Annotated in this window: 10 protein-coding genes and 2 pseudogenes; 4 read left to right on the forward strand and 8 right to left on the reverse strand. The window is 67.5% G+C overall.

Annotated elements, in window-relative coordinates:
- The first annotated feature begins 101 nt into the window (after positions 1–101).
- Together OG956_RS38350 and OG956_RS38355 are read left to right on the forward strand one after the other, a co-directional pair.
- Positions 102–926 carry an IS5 family transposase gene (locus tag OG956_RS38350; protein ID WP_330342286.1) on the forward strand — a complete coding sequence of 275 codons (825 nt, stop codon included), beginning with the start codon at positions 102–104 and terminating at the stop codon, positions 924–926.
- A gap of 5 nt (positions 927–931) precedes the next feature.
- Positions 932–1,144, forward strand: a complete 213-nt coding sequence (locus OG956_RS38355; RefSeq protein WP_330342594.1) for a hypothetical protein — start codon at positions 932–934, stop codon at positions 1,142–1,144.
- A 229-nt stretch (positions 1,145–1,373) separates the two neighbouring features.
- Here the strand turns inward: OG956_RS38355 and OG956_RS38360 are convergent, their stop codons facing one another.
- From OG956_RS38360 to OG956_RS38385, 6 genes and pseudogenes are all read right to left on the reverse strand, one after another.
- The gene (locus OG956_RS38360) at positions 1,374–2,354 is read right to left on the reverse strand and encodes a hypothetical protein (RefSeq protein WP_330342595.1); all 981 of its coding nucleotides are present in this window, start codon (positions 2,352–2,354) and stop codon (positions 1,374–1,376) included.
- A 652-nt stretch (positions 2,355–3,006) separates the two neighbouring features.
- Positions 3,007–3,525 (reverse strand): hypothetical protein, encoded by a 519-nt coding sequence (locus OG956_RS38365; RefSeq protein ID WP_330342596.1) that lies wholly within the window; start codon positions 3,523–3,525, stop codon positions 3,007–3,009.
- Between the two features lie 365 nt (positions 3,526–3,890).
- Entirely contained in the window at positions 3,891–4,193 is a 303-nt protein-coding gene (locus OG956_RS38370; RefSeq protein WP_330342597.1) for a zinc finger domain-containing protein, read from the reverse strand.
- 55 nt (positions 4,194–4,248) lie between these two features.
- Positions 4,249–6,042, reverse strand: coding sequence for a hypothetical protein (locus OG956_RS38375; RefSeq protein ID WP_330342598.1), 1,794 nt, complete (start codon positions 6,040–6,042; stop codon positions 4,249–4,251).
- A gap of 83 nt (positions 6,043–6,125) precedes the next feature.
- Positions 6,126–6,709: pseudogene (locus tag OG956_RS38380) on the reverse strand (DnaB-like helicase C-terminal domain-containing protein); the annotation flags it as partial.
- Between the two features lie 117 nt (positions 6,710–6,826).
- Positions 6,827–7,156, reverse strand: a complete 330-nt coding sequence (locus OG956_RS38385) for a hypothetical protein (protein ID WP_330342599.1) — start codon at positions 7,154–7,156, stop codon at positions 6,827–6,829.
- A gap of 627 nt (positions 7,157–7,783) precedes the next feature.
- On the opposite strand from OG956_RS38385, the gene OG956_RS38390 reads away from it, so the two are divergent.
- Both OG956_RS38390 and OG956_RS38395 read left to right on the forward strand, forming a co-directional pair.
- Positions 7,784–12,520 (forward strand): RHS repeat-associated core domain-containing protein, encoded by a 4,737-nt coding sequence (locus tag OG956_RS38390; RefSeq protein WP_330342600.1) that lies wholly within the window; start codon positions 7,784–7,786, stop codon positions 12,518–12,520.
- A 17-nt stretch (positions 12,521–12,537) separates the two neighbouring features.
- Complete coding sequence (locus OG956_RS38395) at positions 12,538–13,077, forward strand: SMI1/KNR4 family protein (protein ID WP_330342601.1); 540 nt, start codon at positions 12,538–12,540, stop codon at positions 13,075–13,077.
- Between the two features lie 146 nt (positions 13,078–13,223).
- Here OG956_RS38395 and OG956_RS38400 read toward each other — a convergent pair.
- Both OG956_RS38400 and fxlM read right to left on the reverse strand, forming a co-directional pair.
- Positions 13,224–13,316, reverse strand: a pseudogene (locus OG956_RS38400) (IS5 family transposase); the annotation flags it as partial.
- Between the two features lie 330 nt (positions 13,317–13,646).
- On the reverse strand, positions 13,647–14,846 hold the full coding sequence (gene fxlM, locus OG956_RS38405; RefSeq protein ID WP_330342602.1) for a methyltransferase, FxLD system: 1,200 nt from the start codon (positions 14,844–14,846) through the stop codon (positions 13,647–13,649).

Below are 14,846 nucleotides of genomic sequence, written 5' to 3' on the forward strand. Positions count from 1 at the left end.
AACCCACCGGTTCACACCGGATGGAGAACGCACGCCCCGGTGCAACCGACACCCCCGCACACGCCCTGCTCAGGCCAGCCACCACCCAATACGCAGGCATCATGCAGCCCTCACGGCCCTACCCCAGCGACCTGTCCGACGCCCGCTGGGAACTCATCCGCCCCACCCTCGAAGCCTGGCGTCAGGCCCGCAACGGCATCCGCAAGCCCACCCACGACCTGCGCGCCCTAATGAACGCCATCCTCTACGTCGACCGCACCGGCATCCCCTGGCGCTACCTGCCCCACGACTTCCCGCCCCACCAGACCGTCTACGGCTACTTCGCCCACTGGGAAGCCGACGGCATCTTCGACCAGCTCACCGGCCTGTTACGCGGCAAAGTCCGCCAGGCCGAAGGCCGCACCAGCGAGCCCAGCGCCTGCCTGATCGACAGCCAGAGCATCAAAACCTCCGCCACCGTCCACCTGACCAGCCAAGGCATCGACCCGGCCAAGAAAATCATCGGCCGCAAACGGCACATCGTCACCGACACGCTCGGCCTCCTGCTGGCCGTGGCCGTCACCGCCGCCAGCGTCCACGACTCCGCCGCCGGCACCCAACTCCTGACCCAAGTCCGCGAGCGCCACCCCACCATCACCAAGGCCTGGGCCGACAACGGCTACAAGACCAAAGCCGTGGAACAAGCCGCCCACCTCGGCATCGATCTCGAAATCGTCCAACGCGACCCCACCACCCGCGGCTTCCACGTCCAGCCTCGCCGCTGGGTCATCGAACGCACCCTCGGCTGGCTCATGCACCACCGCCGCCTGGCCCGCGACTACGAAACCCACCCTCACCGATCAGCAGCCATGATCCAACTCGCCGCCATCAACCTCATGACCCGCCGCCTCACCGACGAAGCCACCACCAACTGGCGTGACAGCTAAGCCAAATGAAACAGACAACCGAGAACCAAACGCTCACTAAGGGGCAGGGCGGGACGAGCGTGCCGGCCCGCCCTGCCCCTCTCTACGTCGACGTCCCCGAGTTCGCCCGCCGGGCGGGTGAGGCGTGCACCGCGCTGGACCAGCTTCTCGATCAGATCACCAACGTGCAGGACTGGCAGGTCAACCTGGGTCCGGACTACATGAGGGACCAGAGCTAGTCACCTGCGGGGGTGGCGCAGGTTCTCCTGTGAGGCCACCAGCCGAGCACCGCGTGCTCCTGGTGGTACGCGCGCCACTGCTCAGCCGGTGGCCGGTCGGCGAACGTGCCTCGCCCCGGATCGCTCGACGTGGTCAGCTCGATCGGGGCCACCCGTCGGCTTCCTCGGCGAAGGCCGTGGAGAGCTCCGCGAACGACGGGCCACGGTAGTGCTGCCCACCCGCAGTTTTCTATTCGGCCTCTACGAGATGTCCCGTGGCGCTGACCCGGCAGTGGAAGAGATGGAAGGGGCCGCCGAGTTCGGACAGAGCGGTGGGGTGGGCGGTGAGCTCCAGCACCCGCTGGCGGTAGCGCCATCCTGTTCCGTACTGTTCCCGTCGCACGCCGGCCGGGTTGGTCTCCCATTCGGCCAGGTGCTGGACCAGGGCACCGAGCGCCTCACCGTCCTTGGCCGTCGTGGCCTGCGAGGCAGGGGCTTCCTGCAGAACCGCGACGATGGTGTGCGCGGTCTGGGCGCCGAGCCAAGTTGTCGGATTTGCGTCAGCGGCGCTGGTCCGCAGCCGCACCAGGGTGTTCTCCAGCGGGTCGGCCTTCCAGGCCTTGCTGCTGGTGAGCGCCGGCTCCTCAGTCAGCCAGTCCAGCAGTACGCCGCACTCGTGCCCGTTCAGGCCGACTCCGTCCCCGGCGAACAGAGCGTGGAAGACGCGCAGCAGGACGTCCCGGCGGCGCGGCCGCTGGCGCCGCTCGACCAGGCAGTGCCAGCACAGCCAGCCCATCGGCACATACGGGAGCCCCTCGGAGAACGGTGTGCGGCCGATCAGCTCGCCCGTGCCGTACCCGTCGCGGCACAGCCCACAAGTTCCTGCAGCGCTGGCCGCCTTGACCGAGCGGGGCCGGGGCAGCCGGCCGATGCCTCCCGGCCGGTCCACCCGGGTGACCCGCCGCAGCCGCGCGCGGTATGCGCTGCGGCCCTCCTGCTCGCACGCGTGGAGCTCCCGAAGGATCTCCCGCAGGTCGTGGTCGTCGGCGTCCGACAGCCGGGGCAGGTTCAGCAGCTTGAGGACGCGGCCCCACAGGGTCTGAGAGTCCTCGCCGACGACCGTAGACACTGCGTCAACCGCCTTGGTCATCTGCTCGCGCAGCTCGGCCCCGTCCAGGACGTCTGTCTCAGTGATACGGGGAAGAACGTCCTCGACGCCGAATAGGGTCATCAGTTGGGTCCGTCTCTCTCCGCGGGATCGTTCGCCCACACCCTGCACCTGCTGTCTGCCCGTCGTTGGACGTCACCATCCGATCGGGGTACCGGCATTCACCCGGTTAGCGCAGCGCGAGGGAGTCCGGGTGGACAGAGGCGGCTTACGGTGTGGCGTCCTTCGCGGTGATTCGGTCGTCGAGGTAGATCACGGCTGTCGGTCCGTCCTGGCCATTGGAAGGGACCACGTTCCGGAGCGCCTGGGAAATGGCAGCGCCGACGCGGCGGCCGATAGTCGCGTCCAGAGCGGACCATGGGCCACTGAGCGTGTGTGACGTAGCAGTGCGGCACCAGCTGAGTACCGCGGCGAGGCTAGTACCTGCGAGCGGCACTGTGATCATTGCGTCTTCCTCGGTCGCGATCTCTTCCTCGGCCGGCGGGCGGAAGGCGTTGCAGGGCCCCTGTCTTCGTCCCGGGGAACGTTTTCTGCCAGGTAGGCCCAGGTGTTGCGGTGGCAGCGGATCCTGGCCACGCCGACTCCAGCTGCCTTGGCCATGTCGCCGCGGAAGTGGCTGTAGCTGCGAGGCCAGTCGTTGTAGTCCTCTTTGCCTAACAGCCTGGAGATGACTCCCACCTGTGGCTCCCTTCAATCCGGACGGGCTCGACCGTGATCAGTGTTTAGGTGTGACGAGGGAGCCTGCCCACCGGCCTCCGGGCGTGCACCTGTCGCTGACGAGCAGCGACGAGTCGTCCTCGTCGTCGGGGCGTTCGAGGTCCTGGTTCAACGCACGCAGCAGCGTGTGAGCAGCGGACACGTTCGCCCGGTGCTCCCGTGCCAGAACCGACGCGTGCCGCCACTTCCCGGTCGACATCACCGTGCGACGTCGGCCCGGGGCGGCGTCTGGGACGGTGCCCAGCCACGGCACCACCGTCTTCGGAGCGATGTCCGCCAGTGCGTCCAGGATCGCCTCTGGGGCGGTGGGGCTCAGGGGATGCCACAACCGCCAGTCGTCGGGCAACTTTTCGACCGCCTCCCATAAGGCGCGTGTCTTGCCCGTGGAGGACCCCCCGACTAGGACTGCGATCCCGCTGCGCCCGGCTTTCGCTTCGTCGACCACCGACTTCAGGCGGGCGTCGTGGTCCCGCCGGATATAGGCGGGCAGAGTCCCAAACCGGTCGCTGGCGCCCATGCGCCTGCCACGCCCTCTGCACGACCACGGCCTGCACGCCGCACCGTCGACCGCATGGGGGATACCTGGGTGCAGGAGTGCGTGGGCCGGGGAGACGGCAGCAGGTGCCCGCACGGGGCCGTACTGACCATTGACGCCGGCCTGCCGGAGTACCGGTGCGACGACTGTCGGGGCTTCTGGGAGCTGGACGAGACGGAACCAGGCCGGCGTGCGGCCGCGGATGACGGGCTGACCCGGCCGGCGGGGGATCCGCGGGAGGCCGGGCCGGGCACCGCGGCGTAGCAGAACGTCGCGCGGGTACCGGGGTGGTGGCACTGGGGCTGGGTGAGGCCCGGCCGTCGAAGGAAGCGACGGTCGGGCCTCGGTCACGCCTGACCCAGGGTGTCGTACCGGCGTCCGGGTTCGCGGTCTTCGGGCCACGGCGCCCGCTGCACGTCCCGGTCGTAGTGCCGGCTACCGGCATCGATCCGGGCGGCGTGCATCAGATACAGCGGGTCCGTCTCCATCGGTGGCCGGCCGGTCTGCTCACGGATCTCGTTGCGGCCGTCGATCTCGGCTTGCTTGCGGGGTGCATCGCACGGAGTACCGGGCGGGGCGTGGCAGACGGTGCAGCGGTGGGCGAGTACGTACTCGTACAGCGGCGGAAACGACGCGTGTTCAGCAGCCATGGGGTCCTCCCTGGCGGCAGTGTGCACCTGATTTGGATTCGCACCAAACGGCTGCTCAGTTCAGCCCGGCTCGGCTACGGGCTACCTCGTGCGCCGCGCGGAGCATCTCCTGCTGGTCCTCGTCCAGGCTGCGCGGTCGCGGGCTGCGGGGGCCGACAGCGAAGAAGGAGATGGGCCCGTAGAAGGGGCCGTCGTGGCAGTCCAGGAGGCGCAGCATCTCGTCCGCTACCGGGTTGGCCAGTTCATCCGATGCCCTCACAAGCTCGCCGACGTAGGCGTGCACGGGGGAGGGATCGGGCAGGGTGATCCGGTCTACGAGCCCGGCTCCAGCTTCGCCGACTTTGAAGCGCATCTGGTCGACGGGCTCGGAGTGGAACTCCAGACTCCCGTCGGGCGTGACGAGGGCGTAGGTGATGGGCGGCTCGTTCGACTCGCGCTTGCGGCCGGCGCGGAGGTCCTCGAGCCAGGAATCCATGGTTTCGCCGAGCTTCTGGTCCTCGCCCAGGTCCTCGATATCACCGTCCAGCTCTGCGGCCTCCAGGGCCCTGCTGTCCGTGCGCTGCTTGAGGGTACGGAAGCGGCTGAGCGCGTCGATCTCCGATGCCTGCTGCTTGAGGAGACGCAGCGCGGTGGCGTGGATCGCGGGCCGGGGCACCCAGTTGGGGACGTCGTACTCCTCGATCCGGCGGTCACGGGCGTAGCCGATGCGGCGCTCGAGGCTGGTGACGGACGCGGCGGATACGCTGCCCGGCTTTAGCCCCGGTGTGCGCTGCCCCCAGGCGACGGAGCCGGCCGCAGAACTCCAGGCGATGGCTACGAGCTGTCCCAGCGTGAACCCTTCGTGAAGGGCGCCCAGGAACATCTCGTAGGCGTCGGGTAGCCGGTGCTCAGGGATGGGTTCCTCGTTGTATTTCCGGGTCAGGAGGCCCTCGAGGTAGTCGACGGCCATGCCAGCCTCGAGCTGCTGCACCTGCTGCCGGAGTTTGTCGGCCCGGTCGCGGAGCATGCGGCTCATCAGGTCGGTGATCTCACGGCGTGCGGTTATCTTCCCGCCCAGGGATGGGGCGAGCTTCCAGGGGATCTGGGTGATGTACACGCCGCGGACGGTGTCGCCATCGAAGGCGAAGTCGTCGGTGGTGGCAGGGGTGGTGGGGCAGATCCAACGGTCCTGGTGAAGGGTGCGGAAGACGTCGATGTCGGTGCTGGGTGAAGCGGTGAGCGTGTAGTTCAAGTCCTGCAGCGGGCCGATCGTCTCGGTGTCCTTCCGCTGCATGATCTCCACCATGGACAGCAGCGTGAGCGCGCCGACGAGGCTGGGGTAGGCGTCGGGGACGTCCCGCTCCGCCTGCTCTCGCAGCCAGGCGCCGGCGGCATCGACCCGGTTCTGGTTCTGCCGCTGCTGCTCCTCCTTGGCGCGCTCGGCCTCAGCCCGGCGCGCGGCAGCCTCCGCAGCCGCGCACGACGGGCACTCCTTGGCCGCTTCGACCGGCTCGGTCGGGAAGTCCGGTCCCCAGCAGACGGTTGCGGCCATGTCCGACCGGCTGGTCACCAAGGTGGGGGCCGCGCATTTGGGGCAGACCACGTTCAGCATCTCGGCCCGGCACGCTCCGCGGACAGCCTTGTACACCAGGGAGGTGGAGCCGATCGCCGAGACGTGCCTGGTCCACTGTCCGGGGGTGGTGAACTCCCAGTACTGGCGGCACATGGCGGCGACGTCGTCCGGGGTGCCGGGTTGGATGTGGACCTCCAGGAGCGGCTGCTCCGCGTTCGGGTACAGCACCCGATTCGCGGGCTGCTGCTGCTTTGCTGCGGCCCTCTGGCGTTTCCTGCGGCGTTCATGCTTCCCCATGGCGTCCCCTCCAGGTGAGTTCATCAGGATATCGACGGCTGCTGACAACCCGGACCTGTCCGGCCGGGCGTGCTGGGCGGTCCCGTCTGCGCCATGTCGACCCCGGCGGCTGCAGTGCCCCCGGAAGGCGACAGTGAGGACGGCGGTGGGCCCGTTGCGGTCCTTGCCCACGATCATGTCGGCTTCGCTGGCCCGCGGGGGCTCCTTCTCGTAAGCGCCCCCCCGGTGCAGAAGGATCACCATGTCGGCGTCCTGCTCGTTGGATCCGGACTCACGCAGGTCGGATACCTGGGGGCGTTTCTCCGTACGCTGCTCGGGGCCGCGGTTCAGCTGGGACAGGGCGCTGACGGGCATCTCGAGTTCCTAGGCGAGAAGCTTCATCGCGGGACATGTCGGAGACTTCCTGCTGGCGGCTCTCCGTGCGCCGGCCGCCGGTCCTCACCAGCTGAAGGTAGTCCACGATCAGCAGGGCAAGGCCTTGGGACTGCTTCATCCTGCGCGTAGGGGAGCGGATCTCAAGGCACGTCAGTTCAGCGGAGTCGTCGATGATCAACGGGGCTGCTTCGATGGCCTGGGTACGGCGCGCCAGCCGGTTGAGGTCTTCCTCGGTCACGGTCCCGGAACGGATGTGGTGCAGCGCCACACGGGCCTCCGAGCTGTACCGGCGATCATCTGCGCGCGAGGCGTGATGCCTTCGAGTAGGCGGCGCAGCCGCTCGGGGAGTTCGGCGTCCGGTGCGGCCGGGAGGCCGAAGCCAGGTGGAGGATGTGACGGCCCATGGTGATCACCCAAGCTCGGCCTCGGCCACATCCTTCATCAGCCACTGCAGACGCTGCTGTTCGTAGCGGACGGCACGCGAGTCACGGGCGGGCGCGTACGCGGCCATCCGCTCCTTGGCCATGAGGCCGGCGATCCGTTCCCACTGAAGGTGTCGCAGTTCCGCGATGAACAGCTCGCTCAAGCGATGCGGTTCGTGCAGGGCCGTCCTCGCCTTCTGGGCGCGTTCTCGAGCCAGACGTACCTGCGCATCCACCTGGTGGGGATCGAGCCCGGCTCCACTCGCGACCACACCGAGGCGGGCAAGCTCATGCGGAAGATACTCGTAAATCAACACGCGAACCGCCCCCTGCCGGGTCTCACCAAATTACGCCAATGCGCGTGTACGTCAGGATCGGAGCCCTGCTGCGCGTGCCGCCGGCCGAGGGCCTGGCCCAGCGGGTCCGCGCAGCGCATTTCGACCGGCCCGGCAACCGCTGGGCGCTGCGCCTGAACGCACAGCAGATGGAGGCGTGTACGGCCTCCAGGCGTCCTCGCGTCTGCGCGCGGGCGGCTCGTGACTCGGACGGGCCTCCTTGAAGTGGGCGCGGATCGCGTCCTCGATCCGCCGTTTCCGCTCGTCCTCACATGCCGCCGCGTGCTCGCTCAGGATGCGCGAGCACGCGGCCGGGCCGGCGGTCGTCGGGATCGGCGGCAGCGTGAACGGTTCGGCAGCCGACCACTCCTCGCGCGCGGTGCGACGGAAGGCAGCCCGACGTACCGCCATGTGTGGTGTGTTGCACGGCGAAGACATGAAGTGGCCAGCCGACGGTGGTTTTTGGCCAGCAAACCGGTACTGACGTGCATTGATGTGGTGGTGCGACTTGCACGGGTGTGACTGACGGCTACTAAGGTTCTCAACCGCGACGCGGAACGGCAGTTTGAGTGAGCGCGCCCAAAGCAGGCGGCCGGGGGAGGAACGGGGATGGGTTACACGATTCCGGGCTGGCTGGACCAGGTCCTGGACTACATAGGCATCCACTTCCCGAACGTGGACGAGGACGACTACCGCCATATGGCCACGGCGATGCGGGAGTTCGCCGACAAGTTCGAGGGTCACGGCGCGGACGCGCACAAGGCGGTGGAGCAGATCCTCGCCTCGTCCAAGGGGTGGGCCGTGCACTCGATGCAGGCCCACTGGAACCAGGTCAAGGCCGGCCACCTGGACAAGATTCCGGAGCTGGCCCGCCTGTTCGCCGACGCCTGTGACGTGGTCGCGGACATCATTTTCGGGATGAAGACGAAGGCGGAGGCCGAACTCGCCGTCATGGCGGGCTCGGTGGGCCTGTCGATCGGCGCGGCCTTCCTCACCGGCGGCCTGTCCGCCGTGCTCGGCGCGGCGGAGGTCACCGCCATGCGCCAGCTGGTGAAACGCATCATCGACGAGGCCGCCGACCAGATCGTCAACGAGCTGATCGCCAAGGTCACCGAGCCGGTCAACGCCAAGCTGGAGGCGATGGTCGAGGACGCGGTGCTGAGCCTGGCGAACGACGCCTTCTCCCTGCCTCCCGACCCGGCCGGCGCGGGCCCGCACGCCGGCGGTGGTGAGGGCGGAGGGCACGGTCGCGGCCATGGGCACGGTGGCATGCAGCTGGCCTCGGCGGGCGGCGTGGGCGGCGGCTTCGTGCTCGACTCGGCGGGCGGTGGTGGTGCGGGCGGCGCCGATCTGTTCATCGACCACGAGGAGTTCGAGAGCGGCGCCGGCAAGGTCTCCTTCCACGGCAGCGAACTGCACCTGAACAGCGCGGCCCCGCTGGGCCGGGCCAAGGGCTTCTTCGGCCGTACCAAGGGCAAGGACCCCTTCACCCGGGCTTTCGACTCGGTGTTGGAAGGTGCGCTGCACGGCTCCGAGAAGGCCCTCGGCAAGATCGCCAAGCACATCACGGAGACGGTACCGGACCGGGTGAGGGCGGCCTCCCGGCTGCACAAGCACAATGATCTCGACATCGGGGACCGGCTCCACGGCATCCATACGCCCAAAGGAGACGGTGGCGCTGGCTCGGGCCACGGCGGCACTCCCGCCTCCGGGCGCAAGCTGGAACAGGACCTGAAGATCGACTCGGCCAAGCTGTCCCAGCAGGCTCGCGCGCTGGAGAACAAGCACACGTGTGGCGACCCGATCGACATGGCCACCGGCCAGATGATTCTGGCCCAAACTGATGTGGAACTGCCGGGTGTACTGCCCTTGGTCCTGTGGCGCACCCACCTGTCCGGCTACGTCATCGGCCGATCCTTCGGTCCCTCCTGGGCCTGCACGCTCGACGAGCGCCTGGAGAAGGACGACGCGTTGGGCGGCTACTGGTGGCACCGGGAAGACGGCTCCTCCCTCGCCTACCCACGACTGCCCGATCTGCCAGGCGACCGGGTGAGCCCCGCGGAAGGCGCACAGCTACCGCTCACCTACGTCACGCGCGGCACCACGTATGTGCTGACAGCAGAGGACCCCCGCACCGGGCTCATACGCCACTTCGAGGCTTCCGCGGTGCGAAACGGCGTGTGGTGGCTGGTCAGCATCGAGGACCGCAACGGCAACACCGTCACGGTGGAGCGCGACGAGCGCGACGTCCCGACCATGGTCACTCACACCGGCGGCTATCGCATCAAGATCGACACCAGCCCCGAAGGCGATCGCGTCACCGGCTTGTCGGCACTCACCGATGACGCTGCACTCCGGCTGCGCGCCTTCAGCTACAACGAAGCCGGGGACCTTGCCGAGGTACGCAACGCGGTCGACGCCGCGACAGCCTTCAGCTATGACGAAACCCATCGCATCACCGGCTGGCGCGACTCCAACGGCACCGAGTTCACCTACGTGTACGACGCCGCTGGCCGTGTGATCGAAACCCGCGGCACCGACGGAATCCTCAACTCCCGACTCGAGTACGGCGACGTACAGGAGGACGGCAGTAGTACCGCCACCTACACCGATTCTCTCGGGAACTCCACAATCTACCGCGCCAACCGTCGCGGCCAGATCATCAGTGTCACCGACCCGCTCGGACATACCACCACCCAGCAGTGGGACCGCCACGACCACCTGCTCTCCCGCACCGACCCGCTCGGACGCACGACCCGCTGGGAGTGGGACGCCGTCGGCGACCTTGTCACGGTCACCGCTCCCGACGGTGCCACCAGCCGAACCGAGTACAACGACCTCCACCTGCCGACCCGGTGGACGGGCCCGGACGGCTCACAAATCCGCCAGGAATTCGATGAGCGCGGCAACCGCACCTTGGTCATCGGCCCGGATGGTGCCGTCACCCGCTACACCCACCACCCGACGGGTGCGCCCGCCACCGTGACGGACGCGTTGGGGGCGGTACTGACGATCGAAGCCGATCCGGCCGGACTGCCGCTTGCCCTCACCGACGCCCGTGACGCTCGCACGGAGTGCCATCGCGACGTGCTCGGCCGGGTCGTCTCGCTGACCGACGCTCTCGGCGCCACGACGTCCCTCGTCTGGGATGCAGAGGGCCGCCTCCTCGAACGCACTGCGGCCGACGGCTCGCGCGAGACGTGGCGCTGGGACGGCGAGGGCAACTGCCTGCAGCACACGGATTCGCTCGGCACAACCACCCGCCACACCTACGGCCCCTTCGACCTGCTGCGCTCGAGTGTGCTGGCGGACGGATCCACGTACACCTTCACCTACGACACCGAACGGCGACTCACGGCTGTCACCAATCCCGCGGGTCTGACCTGGAGTTTTCGCTACAACGAGCGCGGTGAACTCCTCTCGGAGACCGACTTCGACGGCCGGACCATCACCAGCGCCTTCGATGCCGCCGGGCAACTGGCCTCACGACGCATGTCGGATGGCCGCACCTGGACATTCACCTACGACGTGGTCGGCCGACTCGTCACCAAGGACGTGGACGGTGCATGCACCAACTACTCCTACGACGCCGCCGGACGGCTGGAGCACGCCCGAACCGCCACTTCAGAGCTGACCCGAACCTACGATGCCGCTGGACGTGTGCTAGCCGAGACGGTCGACGGGCGCACCATGCGCTACCGGTACGACGCACTCGGACAGTGCACCGGACGCACCACTCCCACCGGAGCGGTCAGCGAGAAAACCTGGGATGCCGTCGGTAACCACACCGGCCTTCAACTGGGCCAAGCTCACCAGTTGGCCTTCGAACATGACCTGCTGGGCCGCGAGATAAAGCGGATCCTCAGTGACCACGCCGGGATCACATCGCAGTGGGACGAGCTTGGCCACCTGACCAACCAGACGCTGCATGCCGGCGATCGCCGAATACGCGACCGCCACTTCAGCTACCGCGCCGACGGCATGCTGACCGGCATCACAGACCTCGCCACCGGCCGGACCACGCAGTTCCAGCTGGACCCGATGGGCCGCCCCCTGACTGTCGCCAGTGGCTCTCACCAGACCGAGGCGTACCGCTACGACTCGGCGGGCAACCAGACCTTCGCCGACTGGCCAGCTGGCCCTGCCGCACCGGACGCTGCAGGTGAACGTGCGCTGGAACGCACCATGATGCTGGCCGCGGGACGCACCACCTACCGCTACGACGAGGCCGGCCGGGTGGTCGAACGACGCAAGAAGCGCCTGTCCCATAAGCCAGACATCTGGCGTTACACCTGGGACCCGGAAGGCCGGCTCACCACCTGCACCACCCCCGACGGCACCGTCTGGCAGTACCGCTACGACCCGCTGGGGCGACGCACCGCCAAATGTCGCCTCACCGCAGAAGGCCAGGTCGCAGAAGAGATCCACTTCTCCTGGGACGGCACCCGGCTGGCCGAAGAAGCCAACATCAGCACCGGCACCCTCGTGTCATGGGAATACGACGGGTACCGTCCCGTGACACAGTACGAACGCAAGCCCCGTACTCAGGACGAGTTCGACACCCGCTTCTTTGCCATCGTCACCGACCTGATCGGTACCCCCACCGAACTCGTTGACGAACAAGGCCGCGTTGCCTGGCAGACCCGTACCACGGTATGGGGTACGACCGCTTGGAACACCAATGCCACCGCCTACACCCCCCTGCGGTTCCCCGGCCAGTACGCTGACCCGGAAACCGGCCTGCACTACAACTACTTCCGCCACTACGACCCCGAAACCGCCCGCTACACCTCACCTGACCCCCTGGGCCTTGTCCCCGCGCCCAACCCCCTCGCCTACGTGGCCAACCCCCATGAGCAGTTCGACCCGCTCGGCCTGACGCCCTGCGACGAGGACGACGTCACCTGGGGCGGGCGCGTCCACTACCGGGAACTCGGTCCCGGCGGAAGGGCCCAAGGCGTCACTGCTACCCTCACCCGCAACATGATGGGCGGAAAGACCGACCCGAGAGTCGACCCGGCCGGCTGGCAGAGCAACAAGGGATTCAACCGGGCTCACCTACTGGGGGCCCAGATCGGCGGATCCAATAAAGACCCGCGGAACTTTGTCACCATGCACTCCTACGCCAACAGTCCCATGATGAGACGCTACGAAACCCAGGTACGCAAGGCTGTAGACAAGGGAGAAGTGATTGAATACTCCGCCACTCCCGTCTACAAGGGAGACAGTGTCGTCCCCGAAGGCGTCTGGCTGGAGGCACACGGCTCCGACGGATTCCAGTTCATGCCCAAAGGTGCAACCACTGGCACCAACCGCATTTACATCCCCAACGAACCAAAACGCTGATTGGAAGGACAGGTGAAGTGAACGAGCACGTACGGCGCCTGATCGGCATCTTGGGAGCGGACACATCAGACGCACAGCAGCGGGACTGGTCTGGTGTCGAGTCGGAACTTCAGGTGCGGCTTCCCGCCGACTACAAGGAGTTCATCGAGCAAGTCGGTGGCGGCAGGATCGACAGTTACTTGTACGTCCTCGCACCGTCCTCTCCGAACCAGCACTACGACCTCGCCAAACTGGCCGCCGAGCGGGAAGAGGCTTACGAAGACATCTTCGACTTCGAAGACAAACCCGCCGAGCTCGAGCCGGAAGGAAGCCGTATCATCCCCTGGGGCACCACAGACAACGGCGAGTGGCTCTTCTGGCGGATCCTCCCCGGGCAAGAACCCGACGACTACGCGGTACTGATCAACGAAGCACGCGGGGAGGGCTGGGAATTCCACGAACTCGGATTCGCCCAATACTTGACTGCCGTACTGGAAGGCGACATCCAGTCAGACATCTTGTCCTCGGCGTTTCCCACTAGCCCGCACGACTTTGACAAGTTCACGCACACTCCCTAAGTTTTCGGTTCTCGGTCCGCATGTGGCTGCGTGTTTCAACGGAAACGGGGAAACCCACCGTGTGCCGCTTGTGTCGGCAGCGCGGGTGTACGCCTGGGCTCGCTCCGAAGCCGTTTCCTCCCGATGTTTCATCTCGGAATTTGTGTTTAATCCCGGGGTGCCGGGTCGCGCCAGGAGATGGTGGCTTCGCCGGTAAGGCGGCGGGCCATCAGGTTGGTCATGGCAAGGTGGATCATGGCAGTGATCACGAGCGAGCCGGAGTGCTCGGTTCCGCTGCCCATCAGGCGATTCCGCGGCATCTTCAAACCAGACGGACTCCCAGGTATACAACCGAACGAGACGGATGGCCGAGCCACCACCCTTGAGAAGGTCATTTACCACATATGGGATGTAGCCTGCAGAGCAGGCCAGGGAAGAGAGTCGCATGCAGGGCTTAACTTGCACAAACGCCCTCTGAAAGGCCAACCCCTTCACCGCCCGGACGTCAACGGCCGTGCTCTTGTTACACGTCCGCCGGCACGTGGACGGAAGCGGGCGCCTCTCGAGAGGGAGGGCGCCCGTTGCGGTAGTCAGTAGGTCAGCGTGAGTCGGCTCTCCAGCTTGGTGATGACGTGTCCCGGCCCGGCGGCTACGTCGGTGCTCGCCGGGGTGATGGTCAGGTGGGGAACCACAGTGCGTGCGCCGCCCCAGGCCTCAATGTGCGCGATGAGGTCCTGTGCGAGCTTCTCAGCATGCGGCCCGTACGCGGCCGCGCCGAGCCGGTGCGGCCGCTGGTCGTCGGTGCCTTCCCGGCGCACGATCAGGTAGGCGAGGGAGTCCCCGTCGATGAGGACCGGGCTGCGGACGGGGACCGCCGGCCGCGAGATAAGTTCTCGAGCGGTCGCATCGGGCGTGACCTGCAGGCGGCACACCCTGTCGTCCGTGGCCGTGGCCCGCAGCCACACCCCGTCGAACGACTCCGCTCCGCCGATCCGCTGCTCGGACATGACCTCGACAGCGGTGGTGTTGGACAGGCTGTCGCCGAGCGCGGCAGCGTCCACGGCCTGGTCCTCGTCGTGGATGACCCGGATCGTGCCATCAGCGTTGAGCGGTGTCGTCTTCTCGCTGTCCTGCCCGATGATCGGGACGAAGCCGCACAGCTCCATCCCCTCCGAGACGAGGGTGTCGCCGTGGCGGGTGAGGGCCACGGACCGGGTCTGACCGCGCCAGCGGAGCGGAACGACGAGTCGGCCGCCCTCCCTGAGCTGCTCCCACCATGCGGCGGGTACGTCCCACAGGCCGACGGCGGCGAGCATCCGGTCGTAAGGTGCGTTCTCCGGCGCCCCGAGGAGTCCGTCGCGCTCCATCACGTGGACGCGCTGGTACCCGGCCCGGTCGAGCATGGTGCGCGCGTGCAGGGCCACATCGGAGTCGATGTCGATGGTGGTGACGTGCCCGTGCTCGTCGGTGAGTTCAGCGAGCAGTGCGGCGTTGTAGCCGGTTCCGGCGCCGATCTCGAGGATGTTGTCGCCGGGCTGGGCCTGGAGCTGGCTCAGCATAATGCCGACGACGGACGGCACCGACGCGCACGACAGGGGAAGAGGGCCACCGACGGGGTTCTCCTTGATGGACACGGCCTGGTCGGCGTACGCCTCTTCGAGGCGGATGCCGGGCAGGAACGCCTCGCGGGGCACGGTGCGCATGACCCGTTCGACGTCGGCCGTCAGGCGTACGTCCCGGAGGATCTCGTCGACGAGGCTGTTGCGCAGGTCGTCAGCGGTGGAAGCCAC

Origin of the sequence: Streptomyces sp. NBC_00557, assembly GCF_036345995.1 — a bacterium.
Classification (GTDB): domain Bacteria; phylum Actinomycetota; class Actinomycetes; order Streptomycetales; family Streptomycetaceae; genus Streptomyces.

Bases quoted from the DNA above. Each gene is read 5' to 3' on its own strand.
- OG956_RS38350 (WP_330342286.1), top strand. From the start codon at position 102: ATGCAGCCCTCACGGCCCTACCCCAGCGACCTGTCCGACGCCCGCTGG.
- OG956_RS38355 (WP_330342594.1), top strand. From the start codon at position 932: ATGAAACAGACAACCGAGAACCAAACGCTCACTAAGGGGCAGGGCGGG.
- OG956_RS38360 (WP_330342595.1), bottom strand. From the start codon at position 2,354: ATGACCCTATTCGGCGTCGAGGACGTTCTTCCCCGTATCACTGAGACA.
- OG956_RS38365 (WP_330342596.1), bottom strand. From the start codon at position 3,525: ATGGGCGCCAGCGACCGGTTTGGGACTCTGCCCGCCTATATCCGGCGG.
- OG956_RS38370 (WP_330342597.1), bottom strand. From the start codon at position 4,193: ATGGCTGCTGAACACGCGTCGTTTCCGCCGCTGTACGAGTACGTACTC.
- OG956_RS38375 (WP_330342598.1), bottom strand. From the start codon at position 6,042: ATGGGGAAGCATGAACGCCGCAGGAAACGCCAGAGGGCCGCAGCAAAG.
- OG956_RS38390 (WP_330342600.1), top strand. From the start codon at position 7,784: ATGGGTTACACGATTCCGGGCTGGCTGGACCAGGTCCTGGACTACATA.